Below are 19,925 nucleotides of genomic sequence, written 5' to 3'. Positions count from 1 at the left end.
AAATGTAAGCCTTGCCTAAGAAATTCTGATTCAAAGCGAGCAAACCTGATGCGGCTTCCTCCGCTCAACTCCTTAAAAGCTTTTGAGGCCACAGTGCGCCTGGGCGGCTTCACCTCTGCGGCGGACGAACTTGGTGTTTCCCCGGCGGCAGTCAGCATGCAGGTCAAGAAAGCCGAGGAATTCCTTGGAAAAACTCTTTTCCGCCGAACCCACAATAGCCTGCTGCTGACGGATGCGGGACGGTCCTACTATCCTGCCATTGCAGAAGCGCTGATGGGGATATCGACCGTTACAGATCAACTCCTTGAAACCGAGGCGCGCTCCCGGATTGTTATCAGCACTATCCAATCTTTGGCAGAAATCTGGGTAGTTCCCGCAGTTTCACGGTTCCGCAAGCAATACCCCGGTACCGGTATCGAACTGCGGATTGAGCCGGACCCGGTGGACTTGTTACGCACACAGGCTGACATCCGGGTCACCTATGAAAGCCACCTTTATCCGCAGCATTCCGCGGTGCCCATGTTCCGGGACACGGCTTATCCGTATTGCACCCGGGACTTTTACAATCGGTATATTGCAAAGGGGGGAATTGCCGCAGTGCCAGACAACCTGCTGATCCATACTGACTGGGGTGAACAATACGCCTCACACCCGACTTGGGCGGGTTGGTTTCGTGCAGAGGGCCTCGCCAAAACTCCCGACATGCGCAAGGGTCTACGCGCTGGCGGTGCTGCCGTTGCCTTCGCCCTCGCTGCGCAAGGGACTGGCATCGCATTAGTTCCCAAATTTTTGACGGACGCAAAGCCGGACAAGGACCAATTCACCTTCCCCGCTCGGCGCGGGTTGCCCCTGCCTTATGACTATTTCGCAATCATCCCTAGAAGGGACACAGCAACCGCAGCCGGACAACGAGAGCGTCTGGTGAAGAATATGCTCAATGAATTAATTCCCGCTTCGCCATAGCGCCGCTCAATGAACCTATCGGGAGCGGTTGCAAAATGTCTTCATCATTGAAGTGCATCGCCAGCATGGCCATCTTCCGCGACTTAGACCGAATTGCTATCCTTCGAAACGTCCAGTCCCACGAAAGCCACAGATTTGTCTTGCATCCTGTGCGTCCAAGACAGCGGTACTGCCAAATGCCGTCCCATACGGATGCTAGTTTAGAAGGAGCGCCGTTCGGACATGGATGCCATGCGAACCTCCAGGTCCTGACGCAGGGTCTGGAAGGCGTTGCGCTCCGTCTGGATTAGACGCAATGCATTCAAAAGCGCCTCTCCGATTTCTGAGCGCTCGCCCGTCTCCACCTACAGTAGTGCGCGGAGCGGCAGCAGTTGGTCCACTTTGCCATCAATAAATCGCAGCGCCGAGAGCAGGATTTCTGCCTCCTGCGGTAAGATCAGCGTTTCTTTTTCCATAGTCGTCGAGGCGTCCTTTAAGCTCTGCAAAACAGGGTTTGAGGGAAAACAGGAGGTCTTTGAGGTTCACGGCACGGCGTGTATGATCGTGCGCCTTGCAAAGTGCCAGTCGGGCTTTGATGTGACGGGGCTCAAATGCGGGTCCAAGCGCACCGCCGCGCGGCACAAAGTCGCCTCGTTCAAAGAGCCATGGCGCGTGGCCATAGCGGTTCGGGCTGAGGCACCGTAGGATTGGCGGCTGGTAGCGTGCAAGCCTTGCATCAAATTCATCTACCTTCTGCGGCCAGTAACGACGTATGACATCGCCCAGATCTTCGGCTAGTTTGGCCGCGCGTGGATCACGTAAGCGCCGTGCTGGCGCAGGTGGTGTGAGCGTCGGAACCTCTCGATCAAAATAGGTCTGCCGCTCCAGTCCCAGACGCGCAGCCATGGTGATATGATTGCAATCTGTTTGCAGCGCCGACAGACGCGGGGCAATCCTCTGACCGTCAAACGCTGTGCGCGATACGGCGATGTGAATGTGATCGCAGTTGCTGTCGAAGTGACGCGCAGCGATCCATGCTGTTATGAGCGGATCAAGCCCCATGAGATGCAACTGAAAGGCCGCGATCCTTTGCCATGTTGCGGCGTCTTCCTGCAGGCCTTCGTGCAGAGACAGCGTGACATACAGAAACCCCACCCCATCTGCGAGCCGCTCGAAACAATCACACAGGTCGTGACGCCCGCGGCCGGGAACTGTCCCACCGAACAACTCAGCGCCGTCGCGCAGGTCATAGCTTTCGATGAAACGGGCGTTTTCATGCAGGACAGTAAAGGCGCGCATCAGGGTGGTGATCTCCTCAAGCTGCCGGGAGATCTGGTCCATGCTTTGCCTTGGTGCGTGATCGAGCCGATTCGGGCTAAGACCCACGCTGCCGATCATCCCGGCGAGCGCGTCATTGACCCAGCTTTGAAGGACTGACTTGCGCAGATAGCCTGTCCGCGTGCCGATCCCTGCCGTCCTGGCTCTGTGATCAGTCTCACGAGCCTCATCTTCGTTCAGCCGTACTTTGATTGTGATATCGCGGCGCCGCGTTGCGCGAGGTGCGGATGAAGTTTTGTCCGTCATCAGGGTGATCTCTTTTGTTCGCAGAAAAAGCTGCGGTGCAGGCTCGAATGCAGAATGGGTTTTTTTATCGAGCTTTCCGAACGTCGCGCGCGTAAGACCCTAAAGTGGAGGGGCCACTTTCGGGGCGTGATTGATATGGTGAGCGGATTCTATCGAAGACGGGTATAGGCGGCGGCTTTTCGTAAGCATGTCGTCATACACACAGACTATCACCGCATAATCCATTGATAAGACGTATATTCCTTCTGTCCGCGCGATACATGTGGAAAACCCCGAAAGGATTGCGGAACTTTCACTCTTGGAAATATTTTGTGCGCACCGGCAGGACCAAACAGGGAAATTTGCTTCGCGCGCGTTCCTAGTTTGTATGGAGTGCTCGCGGAAAATCCGGATTTTCCGCAGACTGATTTTCGCCTGACTGAAGTCTTTCGAGGCCCCTCAGGGTGCGGGGTCAACGAGGGTCAGGGCAAGCCACTTTTGAAACTCTTTGCCGATAAGCTCGCGTGCGCCCAGCAGCGCGACGACAGCTTCTACTTTCACTAGCGCGTGCAGCTGAAGGAACTGTGTGGCGTAGCGTTCGACCTTTTCGAGGTACCTTCTTGCGCTGAAGGTCAGCAGCCATGAGGGCGCGCATGTTTTTGGATCAGACCAGATCAACCCCGTCGGATCCGATCTGGGCGACACGTTTTTTCGAAATAGTGGGCGGTGATCGCGCGTTTAAAGCGGGCGGGTCTGCTAACTCCATGAATCAGCTTGCGGCAGAACAAGACCGTTTCTCCCGACCAGACTGGTAGGTCCTGGACCTATTAATTTGATTTTTGCCATCTCGGCTGCGTGATTCAAGCCCCTGAGTTTCAGGGGTGTATCATGAGCAACCTATTTCGACTGACCGATGGGCAGATGGCAGGGCTTTAGCCTTACTTTTCAAAGCGCCATCAAAAGCCGAAGATTGATGATCGTCGTGTCCTGCACGGGAGTATTTCATTAACTGCAATGGGTTACGTTACTCCGATGCACCCCGTGTATATGGGCCGCCAAAGACGCTGTACAATCGCTGAAAACGATGGAGCGATATCGGTGTATTCGCTCGGATCATGAACGGGCTGGCTGCTGAAGGCAAGGATCACAAGAAGATCATGATTAACCCAACATATCTCAAAGCGTATCGCACTGCCGTCAGCCCGTGGATGAAAAAGGGGGGGCGTGGCAGGCTGATCGGGCCAACTAACGGTGACATGAATACGCGCCAGCATCCCTGATCGAAAGCAACGAAAAGCATCGGCTGAAAACGAAAAGTGCAGATACAAATGATACAACCATGTAGAGACTTTGTTTGGCGGGATCAAGGACTGGAGGCGGATAAGGTGCCTGTATGGCACCTCGAGTCAACGGTGTGCTGAACGATGACATGAGCACTATCTTTCGGATCTAGTGAATTGATTTAAAGTCATTTTCAATACCAGCATGGGCTCATTCAGCTTTCCGTGGACGGGTGTCGTACCTGTCGTTCAGATTCCAATCGTTTCATTTTATACTACTTTTAATTGTTTTCAAATTTTTGTGACTTCACTTCTGGCAACCTCAGGCATATGGCTGACAAGTTGTATCTGATGGGTTAGAGCATTTAAAATGGTGGAAGATTTCAATATGTCCGGTCGGCAATTTTTTGAATATGCCGCAAGTGTCGAATTGGCACCTATCAGGCAGTTAAGCGCCACTGAAAATATTAATTTCGCATTCTTGAATTTAAGTGTTTATGAAATGCTGTCTCCTATACGTCAGAACGAAGACCGGGGCGGTCCAGTCTACCAGTCCAAGCAGACTGGACGCGTGCCATTTTTCGCGCCAGCAGGAGTCGTAAAACGACTGAAGGCAGTGCGCAAATTAGGGATTTCTTTAGAAAAACCAGGCACCAAAAACTTCCAATTTTGATTGTTTCCGTACGAGCAATTTCAACAAGAGTTCTATCCTGTGTTTTCTTTTCATACTTACGGCCGCCTGCAGAAATGATCCGCCATCTCCCCCTAAACCACATGCCTGTGTCCGGTGGATCTCATCAGTTGACTTTCTTGCCCCCAGTGGAGGTGAGATCATGAATGACATGGCGCTCTCAACCACCTCTGGTGCGAGCAGACCAGTTGGGTCCGGAGACGAAAATGCCAAACTGACTTTCCTTGAACATATGTCAGTCAAGCGCGTCCTACTGCTGCAGGGGCCTGTTGGACCATTTTTTACCGAACTTCAGGCCGCTCTGTCTTCTGCCGGACTTGAGGTTCGCCGCGTCATTTTCAACGCCGGCGACAAGGCCTTCGCACCTCGACATGATTGCCTGTACTTCACCGGCACGCAGATCGAGTGGGAAAACTGGCTTCGGTCCCAGATTGCTCAGAGCGCGCCTGATGTGATTATCCTGTTCGGCTCCAGCCGTCCACCACATGTGGTCGCGCGCCGTGTGGCCGCATCTTTCGGCATTGACGTGCTCAGCCTTGAGGAAGGCTATCTTCGATCTGGATATGTCACTTGTGAGCTAGGGGGCAATAATCAGCATTCTCCACTCACGACCTGGGATGCCAAACCCCTGCCTATATGCGGGAGAACCGCCGATCCTGCCCCGGCCTCTGGGGCTCAGCCATCCTCGTTCGTGACCATGGGTTTTTGGGCCGCAACCTACTACCTTACGCGCGATTTCGCGCCCAAGCCGTCAGAAGTTCACCTCTTTCACCGGCAACGTGAACGTATAGTTCCCTTGGTGTCGCGGTGGGGTTTCCATTTGCTCCGAAGGCTCGCCGCGCGGATTTTCGAGTTACCGACGAAACGCGGTCTGCACCGCTGTCCGGAGTATTTCCTGATCCCGTTGCAGGTTTCGAGCGACAGCCAACTACAGGTGGCGGCGCGTGGCTGGTCCGTACCAAGGCTCATTAATGCGAGTCTGATGGCACTCCGAGCATGCCCCACGGAAAAAAGGGTGGTGTTCAAGTTGCATCCACTGGAGCGGAGAAGTGCTGAGATCAAACGTCTCATCTTTCGCAAAGCTTCTCAGCTTGGGGTGAAACGCCACCGCGTTAGGGTTCTGCACTCGGGTCGCATGGGTGATCTGACCAGAGAGTCCAGCGGCATGGTCGTTATCAACTCCACGTCGGCTTTTTCGGCGCTTCACCATGGCATCCCTGTTTTGGTTTTGGGTGACGCAGTGTTTCGGCACGACGAAATCGTGACGCTGGGCGAGTCAGAAGCCGACGTCACGGGCTTCTTCAAAATCAGACATGCGAAATCGCGCCGACTTATCGACGCGTTTTTTGCCGTGCTCAAGTCGCAGAGCCTCATACCCGGAGACTTCTATGTCTCGCGCGGCCGGCAGGTAGCCATTGCCGGAATTATGGGCAAGCTGCAGCAGGGTCAGCGCGTGTCATGTTCTCAAAAAGAGGCAAGCGCATGACGCAGGCTCACCTTTGTAAAGCGGCATATTGCACGGCGCTGGCGGTCGTACTCGCAAGCTGTTCGGCTATGCCAGCCTTTGGTCCAGATGCGGACGACATCAACCGTGTCGCGGTTGACGGCAATGCCGTCACGGAGGACGCGCTGCCGTTTCAAGTTGTCGAGGTGAGCGCTGCCAAGCTGCCGACCTTATCAGAGGTGCATGCAACCTTTCCGGCGACGTTCCGCGCTCAGGGGTTTCGGGATAAAGATGAGGTTGTCAGTGTCGGTGACCAACTCGAGATACGCATATGGGAGATCGCCGAGGATGGCCTTTTCGCGACCGCGGGCAATCGCGAGACTATGTTAGAAGTAAGGGTCTCAAACAGCGGAAATATCACAGTTCCATATGCTAACACCATCGCGGCGCGAGGATTGACGACGTCTGAACTTCGCAAGTTGCTTCTGGAACGCTACTACGGGCAGGCGGTTGAACCGGAAATCGCTGTTGCGATCACGTCGACTGAATCCCGGTCAGCAACCGTGCTGGGAAATGTCAGAAATCCTGGACGCATCGAAATTCCCCCACGAGGTATTCGTCTGCTTGATCTCATTGCAAGCACCGGAGGAGCTTCTCAAGCGCCTTGGGAAATCCGGGTAAAGGTTCAACGCGGATCGGCATCCGGGTCGCTTTTGCTTTCGGATATCATCGACAGCCCCACGAATAACATCGTCATTTTACCCGGTGACACGATCAATATCTCTCATGAAGCGCGGCGCTTCGCGGTCTACGGCGGTGTAAGCCGGCCCGCCAATATAGAAATCCCGGTCGAGGATGCACATCTTGCCTACCTTCTCGCAGAAGTTGGCGGTCTCGACGAACGAGTCGCGCAGACGCGGTCAGTTTTTGTTTTTCGGCCTTCTGCTGGGGGCAGCGCGGCAACTGCATATCGGTTCGACTTCTCGCAGCCGGACGCCCTTCTCTTCGCAAGCGCGTTCCACCTTATGCCAACCGACATAACGTATGTAGCATCCGCCGATGCGGCTGATTTCGAACGCTTTATGTCGATTTTGCTATCGCCGTTTTTGGGAACGGTGCGCAGCGTAGATACTTTAGGAAACTAACCCATGAACCAATCACAAAACTCGCAAATATTTTCAGACGCCTTGCAGGTACCCACCTGCGATACAGTGACCATTGGTGTGATCGGTCTGGGCTATGTAGGTCTTCCATTGGCGGCAGCCTTCGGTAAGAAAATTAGGACAATAGGTTTTGACACAAACAATCGTCGAATTGAGCAGCTTACCTCCGGTATCGACATAACCGACGAACTTGATCCTGACGACTTTGAAGAAGCTGAAAGACTTCTGTTTTCGTCATCTGAAAGTGATCTGCACGAATGTGATGTCTTCATCGTCGCAGTGCCGACCCCTATTACAAAATCGCGCACGCCAGACCTACAACCACTTTTAGCTGCATCCGAGGTCGTGGGCCGATGCATCAAGCGGGGGGGAGTCGTCATTTATGAATCCACCGTTTACCCTGGCGCTACCGAAGAGGATTGCATCCCTGTAATAGAAAGGGTGTCGGGACTCCGATACAACGTAGACTTCTTTGCCGGATACAGTCCTGAAAGGATCAATCCTGGCGACAAAGATCGCCCCATCAACAAAATTGTAAAAGTGACATCAGGATCGACGCCCGAAGTCACCGACTTCGTGGACGACCTCTATCGCCAGATCATTGATGCTGGGACATTCAAGGCAAGCTCAATTCGTGTTGCTGAAGCCGCAAAAATTATCGAGAACACCCAGCGCGACGTGAACATTGCCCTCGTCAACGAATTGTCGATCGTTTTTGCCAATCTTGGCATCGACACAAACGAGGTTCTGGACGCAGCGGCCACGAAGTGGAATTTCATTCGCTTGCGCCCCGGTCTAGTTGGGGGCCACTGCATTGGAGTCGACCCGTACTATCTGGTCCACAAATCCATTTCCACCGGCTTCATCCCGGATATCATTCGCACCGCACGCGAGATTAACGATGGTATGGCGCGGAATGCAGTCGTGCGGCTTGTGACGCTGATGGTGGGGCGTAACTTTCCAGTGAACGGGGCGCGAGTTTTGGTCGTGGGTCTTACCTTCAAGGAAAACTGCCCGGACACGCGCAACACCAAGGTCATTGAGCTTGTCTCACACCTTCGCCAGTGGGGCATGGAGCCTGATGTCGTGGATACGTGGGCAGATCCTCGCGACGTGCGCAAAGAATACGGGATGACCATCGGAGAGGTTTTGCCGGAGGGCGAGCAGGCCTATGACGCCGTGATTCTTGCCGTCCCACATAGTGACATCGTGGCCCAAGGGGCAGGACGATTACGCAACCTGCTCCGCCCCGACGGAGTGCTGTTTGACATGAAGGCCGCGTTCGACATCGCAGACAGTGATTTGAGGTTGTGAAGTCAATGGATGGTGTCACGGAAAAGCAAATCTTTGCGCTTCAAGCTTCAGGACAGTTCGATCCAGACTGGTACCGTCGGATGTACCCCGACGTGGATATGACCGGAATGGATCCTGCTCGGCACTACCTGAATTACGGTCACCGCCTGAACCGCGATCCGGGGCCGGACGTTTCTACCCTCTTCATTCGGACCGCATACGGGATGAAAGACCAGCACGAGCCAATTGCCCGACTTAACTGGATGCGACGCAAGGCCGGGGAAGAACCGGTTGCGCCGAATTCGAAGCGGGTTCTGAAAGCCGCGAACTTGGTGGCCCGAGCCGGCGATCACGCCCGCGCCATTGCCTTGGCTGAGGCACATCTACCCTCCGATCTGGCCTATACGGCCGGGATTTTGCGTGCAAATGCGGCGCTGGCCCGAGCCGATGAGGACGGCTGGCAGCTGCATCTGAACAGCTATCTGGCGCATTTCGGGGTCGCGCCGATCCGGCTTGAGGGAACGGGAACTGTCTTCGACCGGTTGGCTAGTGCTCCTTTGTCTCCAGTGACCGGCGGGCCGTTGGTCTCGGTCATCATGCCAGCGTGGAACGCGGAGAAGACGGTCGATAAGGCCGCGCGCTCAATCCTTGATCAAACTTGGCGTAATCTGGAACTTCTGGTTGTGGACGATGCTTCGACCGACGGCACCTGGGCGGTGTTGCAACGGATCGCGGCCAGTGATGACCGCGTGAAGATCATGCTCAACAAGGTCAATGTCGGGCCGTATGTTTCAAAGAATCTTGCAATGACCCGGGCGAAAGGTGAATGGATCACCGGGCATGACGCCGACGACTGGGCGCATCCACAGCGGCTGGCACAGCAGGTTAATTTTTGCTCAGCCAATCAACTGTCCGCAAGTATGTCGGGTATGTTGCGGATAGCGGGTTCGGGCCAGTTCGTCAGACTGAACCCAATCGGCGGCTTTGTTCATGACGGAGCATGCCGCAGTGCTTTAATCTCACTTATGGTTCGAGCTCAGTATTTTCGTGATGTTCTGGGCGGCTGGGATTCAGTTCGCACTAGCGGCGACTCCGAGTTGTTGCGCAGGATTGAAGCAATAGAGAAAAAAGCTGTAACACAACTCAACACCGTAACAATGTTCTGCTTGGACAATCCAGATGGGCTAACTAACCATCCCACTCTTGGGTACAATGAAAACAACCCAATTTCACCGATACGCTTGCAATACAGGGACGCATTCACTCGGTGGCACAAAAAACTAACGAAATCGACTGCAAGAATTGACCCGCGGAGCCGACAGCGCTTGTTTGAAGCGCCTGCAGAAATCTGCGTAAGTGATTCAGGTTTAATGTCCGTACTCGACACGGACAATGCTTCAGAAATGGGAGGTGGAATTGATATCGAAGCAGATGTCGTCTTGGTAACGAATACATGGTTTCCTGGCGGCAACGCATCCAGCACAATCGACGAGTTATCCTTCCTTCTTTATTTGGGAAAGAAAGTGTCGATAGTACATTGTCCATCAGACCAGACGTTGGGAAAGGCAATCTCTGAACGCTATCGCCCTTATTTACCCTCATGGAACAATTGGAGCGACGTTCGGACCATCAAATGCGACGTTTTGATTTGCCGCCATCCGACAACAATCACATCGCGAACCTTTCGTTCACTGCTGCCGCGCATTTCGGCCGATCACGCCTTCTTCGTAAAGAATAACTCTTCAAAGAGACCAGATGGCACATCAGTGTATCAAGTATCGGAAATGATCGAAGTAGGCATGAATGTTTCTGTAAAGCACATCACGTTCTGCCCAATTAGTCCGTTGATGAGGGCAGAGCTTGAAACATATGCTCGGGAAAGTGGTCGCAAATTCGATCTGTCTCAGACCGATTGGACCCCAACCTTCAACCTAGACCTTTACAGTGCCGCTCCAAAGTCAGAAATGTCGGCACCGTTCCGGATTGGGCGGCATGGGCGCGACGGGGCCGAAAAATGGCACGAAGACGGACGAATCCTACGACAAGCCTATCCGGGCTCGGATGATTTCCAAATCCAAATACTCGGTGGGGCGGCCAAAGCTCGTAAAATACTGGGAAAGTTGCCACCTAACTGGAAAGTGCATGATTTCGGATCCATAAAGCCGCACGAGTACCTGTCAAACCTAGATGCATTTGTTTATTTTCCAAACAGCACCTTGGTCGAGGCCTTCGGTCGGACCATAATAGAGGCCATGTTGGCCGGTGTGCCTGTAATTCTACCACAGCGGTTCGCAGCAACCTTCGGCGATCTGCCGTTATACTGTGAGCCGCATCAGGTCGCCGATCTGGTCCGGCGCCTGGCCCGCAACAATGCCGCGCGGGTCGCTTGGTTGAGCGAACTTCAAAAGATTGCAACCGAGCGCTATTCCAGCCGGGTCATTGCTCGGAGACTAGCTCATACTGGACTGTCTGGGCTTGATACTTCCGCCGTTACTTGTTTGGAGCTAACCCCTGAGAGCAAGGCGTATCGGATGGGAATCATGAATTTTTCTGAGGTCGTGCTATGACAGCATTTTCTGAAAACCTAGAATTGGATGTTTTTAACTTGGAACAAAATCTCGGCTCCGGTTTTCACAGATTACGTTTTGAAGACATCCGCGTTCCGGTCCGATTTCGCCGCGGGACCAACGATATCATGATCGTGATTTTCCACGGTGCAGTTGATCAGCAGAAGAGGGAAATTCCAAGATATCAAAGTTTCCTTCCAGATTTGCAGGAATGTCATCAAATTTCGATTGCAGATCCCTCCCTTGAGCTAAGTACAAATATTCGTTCTGGCTGGTATATTGGGGGCGCTTCAATGCCGCTTCAGTCTCAACTGCCAATGCTTCTGCAGGAAATTTTTAAACGGTCTGGGACGACGAAACGGATTTATCTAGGCGGATCATCCGGTGGCTTCGCTGCTTTGTACTACTCCTTATTGGACCCCGGAAGTATTTGTATTTCGGTCAACCCACAAACTGATTTGAGAACATATCTCAAGTCGGCCACTCAAAGTTATTTGCGTGGTGCTTGGCCTGGGTTCCAGTCGATTGAAGAAATAAGCAATCAGGTTGTTACGGATCTTGCCGATGCTTACGATCATGCTTTTGAAAACATGGTGATTTATATGCAAAGCGTCGGAGATACTCGTCATTACGGGTCTCAGATGCCACGATTTTGTCAAGCTGGCCTAAAGAACCCAAATAATTTCATCTTGAAAAGTGGGTATTGGGGAACTCAGGGGCACAGCAACTCAATCCCTTCCAAATATTACTATCCCGTTGCTAAAGCTGTCGTCGCTGCTCCTTGGTTCGATCGTCAGGCCATCCTCGACACACATCATGCTCTGACAGTCAAGGCGGACGCTCCCAATTTAAGTCCTTCACAGTCGATGAGAACGGCAACACCTGGAGATCTTCGCCGCGCAGACATCCTGCGCGACTATCATCTTCGCCAACCGATGGAGGTCTGACATGGCGACGCCCTCGCACCCCTACAAGACGCAGCCCGAACGCGCTTTCTGGCGGGCCTCAGTAGGCAGTCGGCACTATGCTGAGCTCGCCAATATGTGGCAGCCGATGCCACTGGTGAAGACAGATCGCATCGCCACGGCCGGCAGCTGTTTTGCCCAACATATCGGCAACAACCTGGCCGCCCGTGGCGCCGCCTTCATGGATATGGAGCCCCCGCCGCCCGTCTTTTCGTCAGCCTCTGAGGCGAGAAAGTGGGGCTATGGCGTGTTTTCATGCCGATACGGCAACGTCTACACCACTCGTCAGCTGATCCAGCTGTTCGACGAGGCCTATGGCACCCGCACACCCATGGAGCGGGTCTGGGAGAAAGACGAGCGTTTCTACGATGCGCTACGCGCCAGCGTCGATCCGGTGGGTCAGGACAGTCCCAACACCGTCCTGGCATTGCGCGCGCGGCACCTTGCCGCGGTGCGCCGGATGTTTGCCGAGCTCGACGTCTTTGTCTTTACCTTGGGCCTGACGGAGGGCTGGGAAAGTACTGATGACGGGACCATGTTTGCTGCCGCCCCTGGTACCGTGGCTGGCACATATGACCCGAAGCGCCATGTTTTCCGCAACCTGCGCGCCACTGAAATCCGCGCCGACATGCTGGCCTTTTGGGACCGACTGAGGGATGTAAACCCGGGAGCGCGCATGCTGCTGACGGTCTCGCCCGTGCCGCTTGCTGCAACGGCGACAGAAAACCATGTTCTTGTAGCGACAACTTATTCCAAGTCAGTACTTCGTGCGGTGGCTGGGGAGCTGGCCGAAGATGTCTCCGATATCCACTATTTCCCCTCCTACGAGATCATCTCGGCGCATCCGTCACGCGCTATGTTTTTCGAGCCTGATTTGCGCAACGTCAGTCAATTTGGTGTCGATTACGTCATGCAACATTTCTTTTCGGGCCCACTGGCCGAAGAATTTGGCGCTGGCGGACCACGCAAAGAGGATGACCTTGAACTGATTTGTGACGAGGAAAAACTGGATCAATCCACGGAGACAGGCGCCTTTAATTCGCACGCGCCGCATACGGCGCACGTTGGCGTGGCCGCACCAGAAGTATAATCCGATGGCAAATCTTCAATATGACATCCATTGATCACGTTTCTACAGTCGTAGCGCCTTTGCAAGATCAGCCTCCGCCAACTGCCTCTCGGACGCGGCTTGGTCGCTCATCAGCTACCTTAAGTGCAACGACCGCCAAGCCCTTGCTGTTGCTGCACGTTGGCCAGACCAAGGCGGGAAGTACCGCAATCCAGAACTACCTCGACGCCGAGCGCGTAGCCCTGCGGGCACATGGAGTATGGGTGCCTGAGATCGGCTTCGCGCGCGCCAATCCCTTCGCGCAGGAGCGGACCGCGGGACATTTGCAATTGGTTCGAATGCTGGCAGTGGGCCAGACCGGCGATATTGATACCGAACGCCAAGCAACCCCGCATTCCGTCTGTTTGCTGTCGGCCGAGAATCTTTTCGTGAACCGCCCCGATTTGGAGCTTCAGGTGCTTGCGGACTATTTTTCAGGCTATGAGGTTCAGATTGTCGCGGTGTTGCGCCATGCTGCAAGTTGGCTCGAGTCCCGATATATCGAGAACTGTCTGAGCGGGTTCTCAAACGAAACAAGGTCTTTTCCCGACTTCTGTGACGATTGCGCCAAAGCTGGCCAACTCGACTATGCGGCACGGCTCGTGCACCTTGCCGCGATTTTCCGCGCGCAATCGACTGTCGTGGTAAATTACGATGCGGCTAAGGCAAGAAATGACCTTGTGCTGACCTTTGCGGATGTATGTGGTTTGCCGATTACGAACCCTGATCTGGCCAAAACGATGCAAGCAAATGTGCGCAAGAAATACCTGCCCTTGATTGAGGGCAAGAGGCGATTGAACCATGTCACCAAACATCTTGGAAGAAATGAAGCACTCGAATTCGAAATGCTTCTGCGAAGCAAGACAGAATATTTGATAAACCATACTCAAGAAACGCCGGCGTTTTTTGCCGTGCCGGGCGTACCGCTTTCGGCACAGCACCGTGCCACGGTTGAAGCATCTAACCGCCGTCTAAGTGTACAATTCGGACTTGAGCCAGCATTTCCAGCCCTGCAAACAGCACCGGGCGACCCGTTCGTGCATCGTATGGATGTTGCTTTGGTCGACGAGATTGTTGCCGAAGGGCTGTCGCTTCTGGCGCGCCTTGCCTCCCGTGCCGGAGAAGATGAAGGCGGCCTAGGGGGGACCTGGCTGGCAAGTCCTGATGCAGGCGCGGTCATCGCTCTAATGCGCGATAGCCGAAATTCCGTGCATATCGACGAGGACCTGTCTGCCACGATTTCTGCTATGTTCACGCGCCGTCTTGTCACGTTTATTCCTGGCAACTCTACACGGCGCGCACAGATTGATGCGCTGCTTGCCCAGCGTCTGCCCTCAGAAATTCTGTGCATCGAATTGAATAAAGGCACGGTATCAATACTGGAGAAGTATACCCCTGAAGTGATCGTATGCGGAGCTGGCGCCGATCTGGGAGCAGTTCAGACGATTGCCGACACTGCGACCGATCCGCCTGTGATTGTACTCACCGCCCATGACGAAAGTGAAGCGGCCGAAATTGGTAAACTTTTTTCTTGTACCGTCCAAAAGCTCGGCGACAAGTTGTGGGTCCTCGCAGGTTTAGAAGCAAAAGAAAACAAGGCGGCCAGCGCGTCGAAGAACGTTGCACATACCGCAATAATGGATGGGTCATGAGCAAAACTAACGTAGCTGAACATGTGGAACACTCTTACCCCGCACTGCCTGAAAGTGAGATTTTCTCTCTAGCGCTGTTACCTAGTTTATTTTGGCGGCCGCGATTTCGCGGCAACGCACCGGCGCTAGCACATATCCCGTTCCTTTTCTGGCTCTCTAGCGTGATTAAACCAAGCCGCATAGTCGTGCTGGGTGCAGGGGACGGGCTCGTTCATTTCGCATTCTGCCAAGCGATTGACAAACTTAACCTAAGCGCACGCTGTGAAGGGTATGACCGTTGGTTAGACGAGGCTGGCAAGTCTGTCACGACTATACCTCCCAAGAAATTGCTCGAGCACGTCGATTACTTCTACGATGGTCTATCTGAATTGACCGTATGCAATCCGATCAAGAACATTTTTTCGTATGTTGATCGAGGCAGCACAGATTTGCTTTTCATTGACCTAGAACGGTTTAACTCAGGAGAGTTACCCAGTTTCAGTGATCTTTTTCAATTGGTAGCTGAGACTGGCGTGGTTGTGTTGCACGGAGTTCGTGGCTCTCCCTATGAAGACGAGTTTTCGGTTCAGGTGATCGAGCGGTTCGGTTCGGTTCGATCCATTGAATTGCACCAAGGCGCCGGACTAACGGTGATTGCCCTTGGCGACCACTTACCGCCGCGTTTGACTGCGCTTTTAGCAACAGCTCAGCAAGGACGCGCTCCGGTCGAAGTCGAAACTGTTTTTAGGCGCCTTGGTAGTAGTTTGGTCGCACTAGAAAGGGCTTGCGAGGCCGAACAAAAAGTCGAGAAGCAGAAGAAGGTCACGAGAGCCGCGCAAGATTCAAGAAAGACTACTGAAGCAGAAATCACGGAGTTGCAGCACTCGTGGGCGCAGCAAATGCGCAAGATGACTGAACTAAAAGGTCTAGTGTTCCATTTGCAGACCGAAGTAGATGAACTTGCAGAGAAAGAACTGTTGTCAGTTGAAAAATTAGAGGCCGCCGACGCCACAATCGCCGCCTCGAAAAACGCTCAGGCAGCAATGGAGGTGGCCTATCGACAGGAGCTGGTCGCGGCTGAGCAGCGGTCGGAGGCTGCGGGTGCTGAGGCCGATGACCTTCGAGATCAGTTGGCGGCCGTTGAGGCAGCGCGGGTTGCGGCGGAAGTGGCTCACGAACTGGCCCTGGGCGAGGCTGAACAGCAGTTGGAGAGCGCGCGTAGGGAAGCCGATGGTTTGCGAGATCAGCTGGCGACTGTTGAGGCGGCGCGCGGCGCGCTTGAGGCAACTCACAAGGAAGCATTATCTGAGTTGGGGCGCGAGAAGTCGTTACTTCATGACAAGCTTAAATCCGAGCAAGAAGTAAGGTTTTCAGAAACTGCTGAGCTAACAAAAATAGCGGAGGACGCGCGAACTGAGGTGAGGAATCTCACCACGCGCATGGTGGCACTTGAGGCCGCGCTGGAGACGGCCCAAACTCACGCCAAGCAGACGGAAACGCGATACAAGGCAGAGATCGCAAATGAGCGCCAAACGCGCTTTAAAGAGAGCGCCACGCTGACCCGCATGATTGAGGACATGAAGACCAAAGAAGAACAAAAGAAGCGTGCTTTGGAGGTTTGGTTGGTCCGAAAATTAGTTCGAAGCGAAAAGAAGTTCAAGAAGTATGGGCGTGATCGGACAGCCTTCTTTCTGGATTCTCGATCTTTCATGGTCCGGGCTTACTTTCGGTTGCGCCCACATTCATGATTACAATAAACCCAACAGAATTTGTTGACCGTGTTGTCCGGTCTATCGAAACCTCTTTGGCAGTGCGCAAAGATGATTACCTGCGCGTCATCCAGTTGCAACAAGATGCCAACGTACCGAGCGTTTCTGCCTGCATATACGCTTGGTATCGGTTAGGGTGTTATCAAAAAGTCGTTGAACTGGCGGAGGATTATCTGCCGAAAAGATCACCTGAAATCGCAGCAATCTCCTTGTCATTCGCTGCGATGGGTCGATTTGAGCAGTGCGAAGCTTTTGTCAGTGAACATCTCGAAAAGCTAAAAAAAGAGCCGCGATACGCCATCGAGGCGGCGCGCGGAGTCGTCAAGTTTATCCCAAGTCTTGCTCAAAAGCTGTGTGAAGGGATCGAAAACACATCCGACCTGCGTGCTGCGGCACACTTCGTGCTTGGCAAAGAGGACCTGGCCCGTACTGAATTTAAGCGAAGCAATCCACCTCGGCGTAGAGATGTTGTGGCTGGGCATTTTTTCCTCAAGGCAAATCTCGCCCTTACTACCAATGCTAAGTTGGCAGCTGTAAATCGACAAATGGCTGAGTTTGATTTGGCCGCCATCCGTCTTAAGAACCGTGGATCAGACTTTCGTCTCGATTCAATCAAAAATGACGATGATTCTTCACCATTTAGTGGTCCTCTGGTGTCCATCATTGTTCCGGCTTTCAATGCTGAAACCGACCTAAAGATGAGTATTTCGTCCCTTCTGCAGCAAAGCTATTTCAACTTAGAAGTAATCATTGTAAATGATGGTTCCACCGACAACACAGCGAGCCTCGCTCAAGAATTTGCGGAAAGTGATCCGCGCGTGCGGGTAATACATTTGCGACGAAACTATGGCGCTTACGCGGCAAGAAATACAGCTTTGAAGGAGGCTTCCGGAGAATTCGTCACCATTCATGATTCCGATGATTTTGCGCATGTCCAGAAGATCGAGCGTCAGGTCCGCCCCATGCTGCGAGATAAGCGTCTCCTCTTTTCGATTTCCGATATGGTTAGAATTGCAGAGGATGGAATCTTTGCGCGGCGTGAAGTTTACCCACTACAGCGCCTGAATACGAGCTCACTCACTTTTAGGAAGAACCAGGTTCTACGAGAGTGTGGAATTTGGGAAGAAGAAAGGTTTGGAGCAGATAGTGAGTACTTTTTTCGTCTTCGCAATCATTATTCCAGAAGGCATTGGCTCCGACTTCGCCAGCCATTGACTTTCGCGGCAGAAAAGCTCGGATCATTAACTGCGTGCATTTCTACCGGAGGTTTAAGGCAGCCGAGCGATCCACGCCGCACAGCGTACACGGAATCTTATACGCAGCGTTGGCTTCACAGATCGGTTGGTTGCGCTGATGGCTAAGAAAATGCCGCGGCTTCTAGCCCCGACTCGCAAATGGCGTGCCCGCCTCCTGTCCGCTCCGTCATGGTGTCTGCAATGCATGCGGACGGCTATGGCACCGATGACAACAAGATATGCCTGCACAAGCCTTGCACTGACGCGCTCGGCGGCGTTACATTCGATACTTGGCGAGCCTCCTGTTTTCTATAGTCGTCTGCTTGCGCTCAAGGGCGATAAGGTGCTTGGCTGGGGCCGGAAATGTTCGGGTCGCCGAGCTACTGCTTTGGCTACGAGCTTCGGCCGAAAGGCCCTTCTTATTGAAGATGGGTTTCTTCGATCGCTTGGACGTGATGATCAGCCTCTTTCTCTCGTTCTGGACACATCCGGCATCTATTACGATTCCACCATTCCATCTGATTTGGAGCAACTTACGCAAGAAGTTCTTTCAGAGTCAGATATTTCGAGAGCGCGCAGGCTGATGGCAATCTGGCGCTCGCAACGACTTTCCAAGTACAATGCAGAACGAGATTATTCCGGTGAACTTCCGGCGCGCTACGTTCTCGTATGCGATCAGACCTTCGGGGATGCCTCAATTGTCTATGGTGGGGCAACGAACGAAAGCTTCTCCAACATGTTGCAAGCAGCACTTGCCGAATATCCAGACCATGACATCATCCTGAAAACTCACCCTGATGTCGTCACCAGTGGCAAGAAGGGATATTTCGAGCTTGCCGCTCTTCGCGCAAACAATCGGGTGCAAATCCTTGCAGACGTGTCACACCCATCCCGGCTTATCGAACATGCAGACGCAGTCTACACCGTGACCTCGCAGGTCGGCTTCGAGGCGCTGATCTGGGGTAAACCTGTGAGATGCTTTGGAATGCCTTTCTACGCTGGGTGGGGACTTACAGTCGATGAATTACCTGCACCCGCCCGAAGGCATCCCATTCAACTTGAGCAGCTCGTACACGCGGCGCTTGTCAGATATACACACTACATTGACCCAGTCACGAAAGCGCCTTGCGCGGCAGAGCGAACATTCACGCTCCTTGGGTTACAGAGACGCAAAAGAACCGAATTCTCGCAGAAAATTATCGCCTACGGTTTTTCGCGCTGGAAACGGCCCTTTATCAAGAGCTTTCTTCAGGGGTCTGACGTTACATTTGCAACAGGTCCCCGAAAAACGTCGACCGAACACTGTTCGTCTACTGTAGCGCTTTGGGGAAGCGCTACATCACCGTCCGTATCCACCAATAAAACGATACTGCGGATCGAGGACGGCTTTTTACGTTCCTCGGGCCTTGGCGCAGATCTGGTGCGACCGCTTTCTTTGGTCATTGATGATATCGGGATCTATTTCGACGCCTCGCGTCCTTCACGTCTGGAACTCATTCTCGAGGCGGAAAAGCCGGATGAGCGGTCGATCACGCGTGCCCACGCGCTACGCGCGAAGATTGTTCAGTTAGACGTCACGAAATACAACCTGGGCACACAGGCTTGGAACCGCCCCGAAAGTCGGAGACCAGTGATCGTCGTGGTCGGCCAGGTCGAAACTGATGCCTCAATTAGGCTTGGCTCGCCGGACGTGAAGTCCAACATTGAACTGCTCAAGCGCGTTCGGCATGAAAACCCGGAAGCCTACATCGTTTACAAGCCCCATCCTGATGTCGTTGCAGGTTTACGCATGCGCGGGGCGGGGGAGCACTTCTCATCTGACATCGCAGATGAACTGCTTGTGGAGCCCGTTTCCCTGGGCCAACTGTTCGCGCAGGTTGATGAGGTTCACACCATGACCTCCTTGATGGGGTTCGAAGCTCTCATCCGAGGTACAAAAGTCGTCTGCCACGGGCTTCCATTCTATGCGGGTTGGGGCCTCACAGAAGACCGGCTGACTTGCCCGCGCCGCACACGCCGTCTGACCGTGGATGAGTTGGTGTATGGCGCCCTTATCGAATATCCTCGGTATTTCAACTACGACCGCCACTGCTTTGTTGAGGCCGAGGAGGCCGTGGAAAAACTCGCGGAGATCGCAAAGAACGGTCCAGCAACCCGAACCTGGCAACGAAAAGCTCTGCGTGCTGCCATTCTCTCCTGGCTGAAGCTCAAAGGAAGGTAGCGATGATGGTTCATACAAACACAGATCAATCCTCAAAAAAGGGACGGGTGCTA

16 protein-coding genes and 1 pseudogene are annotated in these 19,925 nt (G+C 53.5%); 13 read left to right on the top strand and 4 right to left on the bottom strand.

Annotation, left to right across the window (positions count from 1 at the left end):
* Nucleotides 1-48 precede the first annotated feature (48 nt).
* Entirely contained in the window at nt 49-963 is a 915-nt protein-coding gene (locus tag AC2FIT_RS17555) for a LysR substrate-binding domain-containing protein (RefSeq protein WP_496831328.1), read from the top strand.
* A 387-nt stretch (nt 964-1,350) separates the two neighbouring features.
* Here the strand turns inward: AC2FIT_RS17555 and AC2FIT_RS17550 are convergent, their stop codons facing one another.
* Together AC2FIT_RS17550 and AC2FIT_RS17545 are read right to left on the bottom strand one after the other, a co-directional pair.
* The gene (locus AC2FIT_RS17550) at nt 1,351-2,526 is read right to left on the bottom strand and encodes a relaxase/mobilization nuclease domain-containing protein (RefSeq protein WP_496831327.1); all 1,176 of its coding nucleotides are present in this window, start codon (nt 2,524-2,526) and stop codon (nt 1,351-1,353) included.
* Nucleotides 2,527-2,964: 438 nt separating this feature from the next.
* Nucleotides 2,965-3,210 carry a hypothetical protein gene (locus tag AC2FIT_RS17545; RefSeq protein WP_496831326.1) on the bottom strand — a complete coding sequence of 82 codons (246 nt, stop codon included), beginning with the start codon at nt 3,208-3,210 and terminating at the stop codon, nt 2,965-2,967.
* Nucleotides 3,211-3,393: 183 nt separating this feature from the next.
* Here AC2FIT_RS17545 and AC2FIT_RS17540 point away from each other — a divergent pair.
* The 5 genes and pseudogenes from AC2FIT_RS17540 to AC2FIT_RS17520 all read left to right on the top strand — a co-directional run.
* Nucleotides 3,394-3,779, top strand: a pseudogene (locus AC2FIT_RS17540) (transposase); the annotation flags it as partial.
* 376 nt (nt 3,780-4,155) lie between these two features.
* Nucleotides 4,156-4,458: a hypothetical protein gene (locus tag AC2FIT_RS17535; RefSeq protein WP_496831325.1), complete on the top strand. Its 303-nt coding sequence runs from the start codon at nt 4,156-4,158 to the stop codon at nt 4,456-4,458.
* Between the two features lie 160 nt (nt 4,459-4,618).
* Nucleotides 4,619-5,962: a capsular polysaccharide export protein, LipB/KpsS family gene (locus AC2FIT_RS17530; RefSeq protein WP_496831324.1), complete on the top strand. Its 1,344-nt coding sequence runs from the start codon at nt 4,619-4,621 to the stop codon at nt 5,960-5,962.
* The gene (locus AC2FIT_RS17525; protein WP_496831323.1) at nt 5,959-7,065 is read left to right on the top strand and encodes a polysaccharide biosynthesis/export family protein; all 1,107 of its coding nucleotides are present in this window, start codon (nt 5,959-5,961) and stop codon (nt 7,063-7,065) included. The genes AC2FIT_RS17530 and AC2FIT_RS17525 overlap by 4 nt, the downstream gene beginning before the upstream one ends.
* Before the next feature lie 3 nt (nt 7,066-7,068).
* Nucleotides 7,069-8,397: a nucleotide sugar dehydrogenase gene (locus AC2FIT_RS17520; RefSeq protein WP_496831322.1), complete on the top strand. Its 1,329-nt coding sequence runs from the start codon at nt 7,069-7,071 to the stop codon at nt 8,395-8,397.
* 47 nt (nt 8,398-8,444) lie between these two features.
* On the opposite strand, the gene AC2FIT_RS17515 is transcribed toward AC2FIT_RS17520, so the two are convergent.
* Nucleotides 8,445-8,759 carry a hypothetical protein gene (locus AC2FIT_RS17515; protein ID WP_496831321.1) on the bottom strand — a complete coding sequence of 105 codons (315 nt, stop codon included), beginning with the start codon at nt 8,757-8,759 and terminating at the stop codon, nt 8,445-8,447.
* Between AC2FIT_RS17515 and AC2FIT_RS17510 the strand changes: the two genes are divergently transcribed.
* The 3 genes from AC2FIT_RS17510 to AC2FIT_RS17500 are packed head-to-tail and all read left to right on the top strand — an operon-like array spanning nt 8,745 to nt 12,998.
* Nucleotides 8,745-10,943 carry a glycosyltransferase gene (locus AC2FIT_RS17510; RefSeq protein WP_496831320.1) on the top strand — a complete coding sequence of 733 codons (2,199 nt, stop codon included), beginning with the start codon at nt 8,745-8,747 and terminating at the stop codon, nt 10,941-10,943. The genes AC2FIT_RS17515 and AC2FIT_RS17510 overlap by 15 nt on opposite strands.
* A complete protein-coding gene (locus AC2FIT_RS17505; RefSeq protein ID WP_496831319.1) occupies nt 10,940-11,890 on the top strand; it encodes a hypothetical protein in 951 nt (316 codons plus the stop codon). The genes AC2FIT_RS17510 and AC2FIT_RS17505 overlap by 4 nt, the downstream gene beginning before the upstream one ends.
* Before the next feature lies 1 nt (nt 11,891).
* Nucleotides 11,892-12,998: a GSCFA domain-containing protein gene (locus tag AC2FIT_RS17500; RefSeq protein ID WP_496831318.1), complete on the top strand. Its 1,107-nt coding sequence runs from the start codon at nt 11,892-11,894 to the stop codon at nt 12,996-12,998.
* 119 nt (nt 12,999-13,117) lie between these two features.
* On the opposite strand, the gene AC2FIT_RS17495 is transcribed toward AC2FIT_RS17500, so the two are convergent.
* Complete coding sequence (locus tag AC2FIT_RS17495) at nt 13,118-13,300, bottom strand: hypothetical protein (RefSeq protein ID WP_496831317.1); 183 nt, start codon at nt 13,298-13,300, stop codon at nt 13,118-13,120.
* Between the two features lie 24 nt (nt 13,301-13,324).
* Here AC2FIT_RS17495 and AC2FIT_RS17490 point away from each other — a divergent pair, with 24 nt between their 5' ends.
* From AC2FIT_RS17490 to AC2FIT_RS17475, 4 genes are all read left to right on the top strand, one after another.
* Nucleotides 13,325-14,668 carry a hypothetical protein gene (locus AC2FIT_RS17490; RefSeq protein WP_496831316.1) on the top strand — a complete coding sequence of 448 codons (1,344 nt, stop codon included), beginning with the start codon at nt 13,325-13,327 and terminating at the stop codon, nt 14,666-14,668.
* Nucleotides 14,665-16,395 carry a hypothetical protein gene (locus tag AC2FIT_RS17485; RefSeq protein ID WP_496831315.1) on the top strand — a complete coding sequence of 577 codons (1,731 nt, stop codon included), beginning with the start codon at nt 14,665-14,667 and terminating at the stop codon, nt 16,393-16,395. The genes AC2FIT_RS17490 and AC2FIT_RS17485 overlap by 4 nt, the downstream gene beginning before the upstream one ends.
* Nucleotides 16,392-17,777, top strand: coding sequence for a glycosyltransferase family 2 protein (locus tag AC2FIT_RS17480; protein ID WP_496831314.1), 1,386 nt, complete (start codon nt 16,392-16,394; stop codon nt 17,775-17,777). Before AC2FIT_RS17485 ends, AC2FIT_RS17480 begins: the two co-directional genes overlap by 4 nt.
* Before the next feature lie 91 nt (nt 17,778-17,868).
* Nucleotides 17,869-19,872 carry a capsule polysaccharide biogenesis protein gene (locus tag AC2FIT_RS17475; protein ID WP_496831313.1) on the top strand — a complete coding sequence of 668 codons (2,004 nt, stop codon included), beginning with the start codon at nt 17,869-17,871 and terminating at the stop codon, nt 19,870-19,872.
* The last annotated feature ends 53 nt before the right edge of the window (nt 19,873-19,925 follow it).

This window comes from Ruegeria sp. YTSA135 (genome assembly GCF_059610165.1).
The sequence above is the reverse complement of the archived record's forward strand: the minus strand, read 5'-3'. Positions and strand labels throughout refer to the sequence as shown.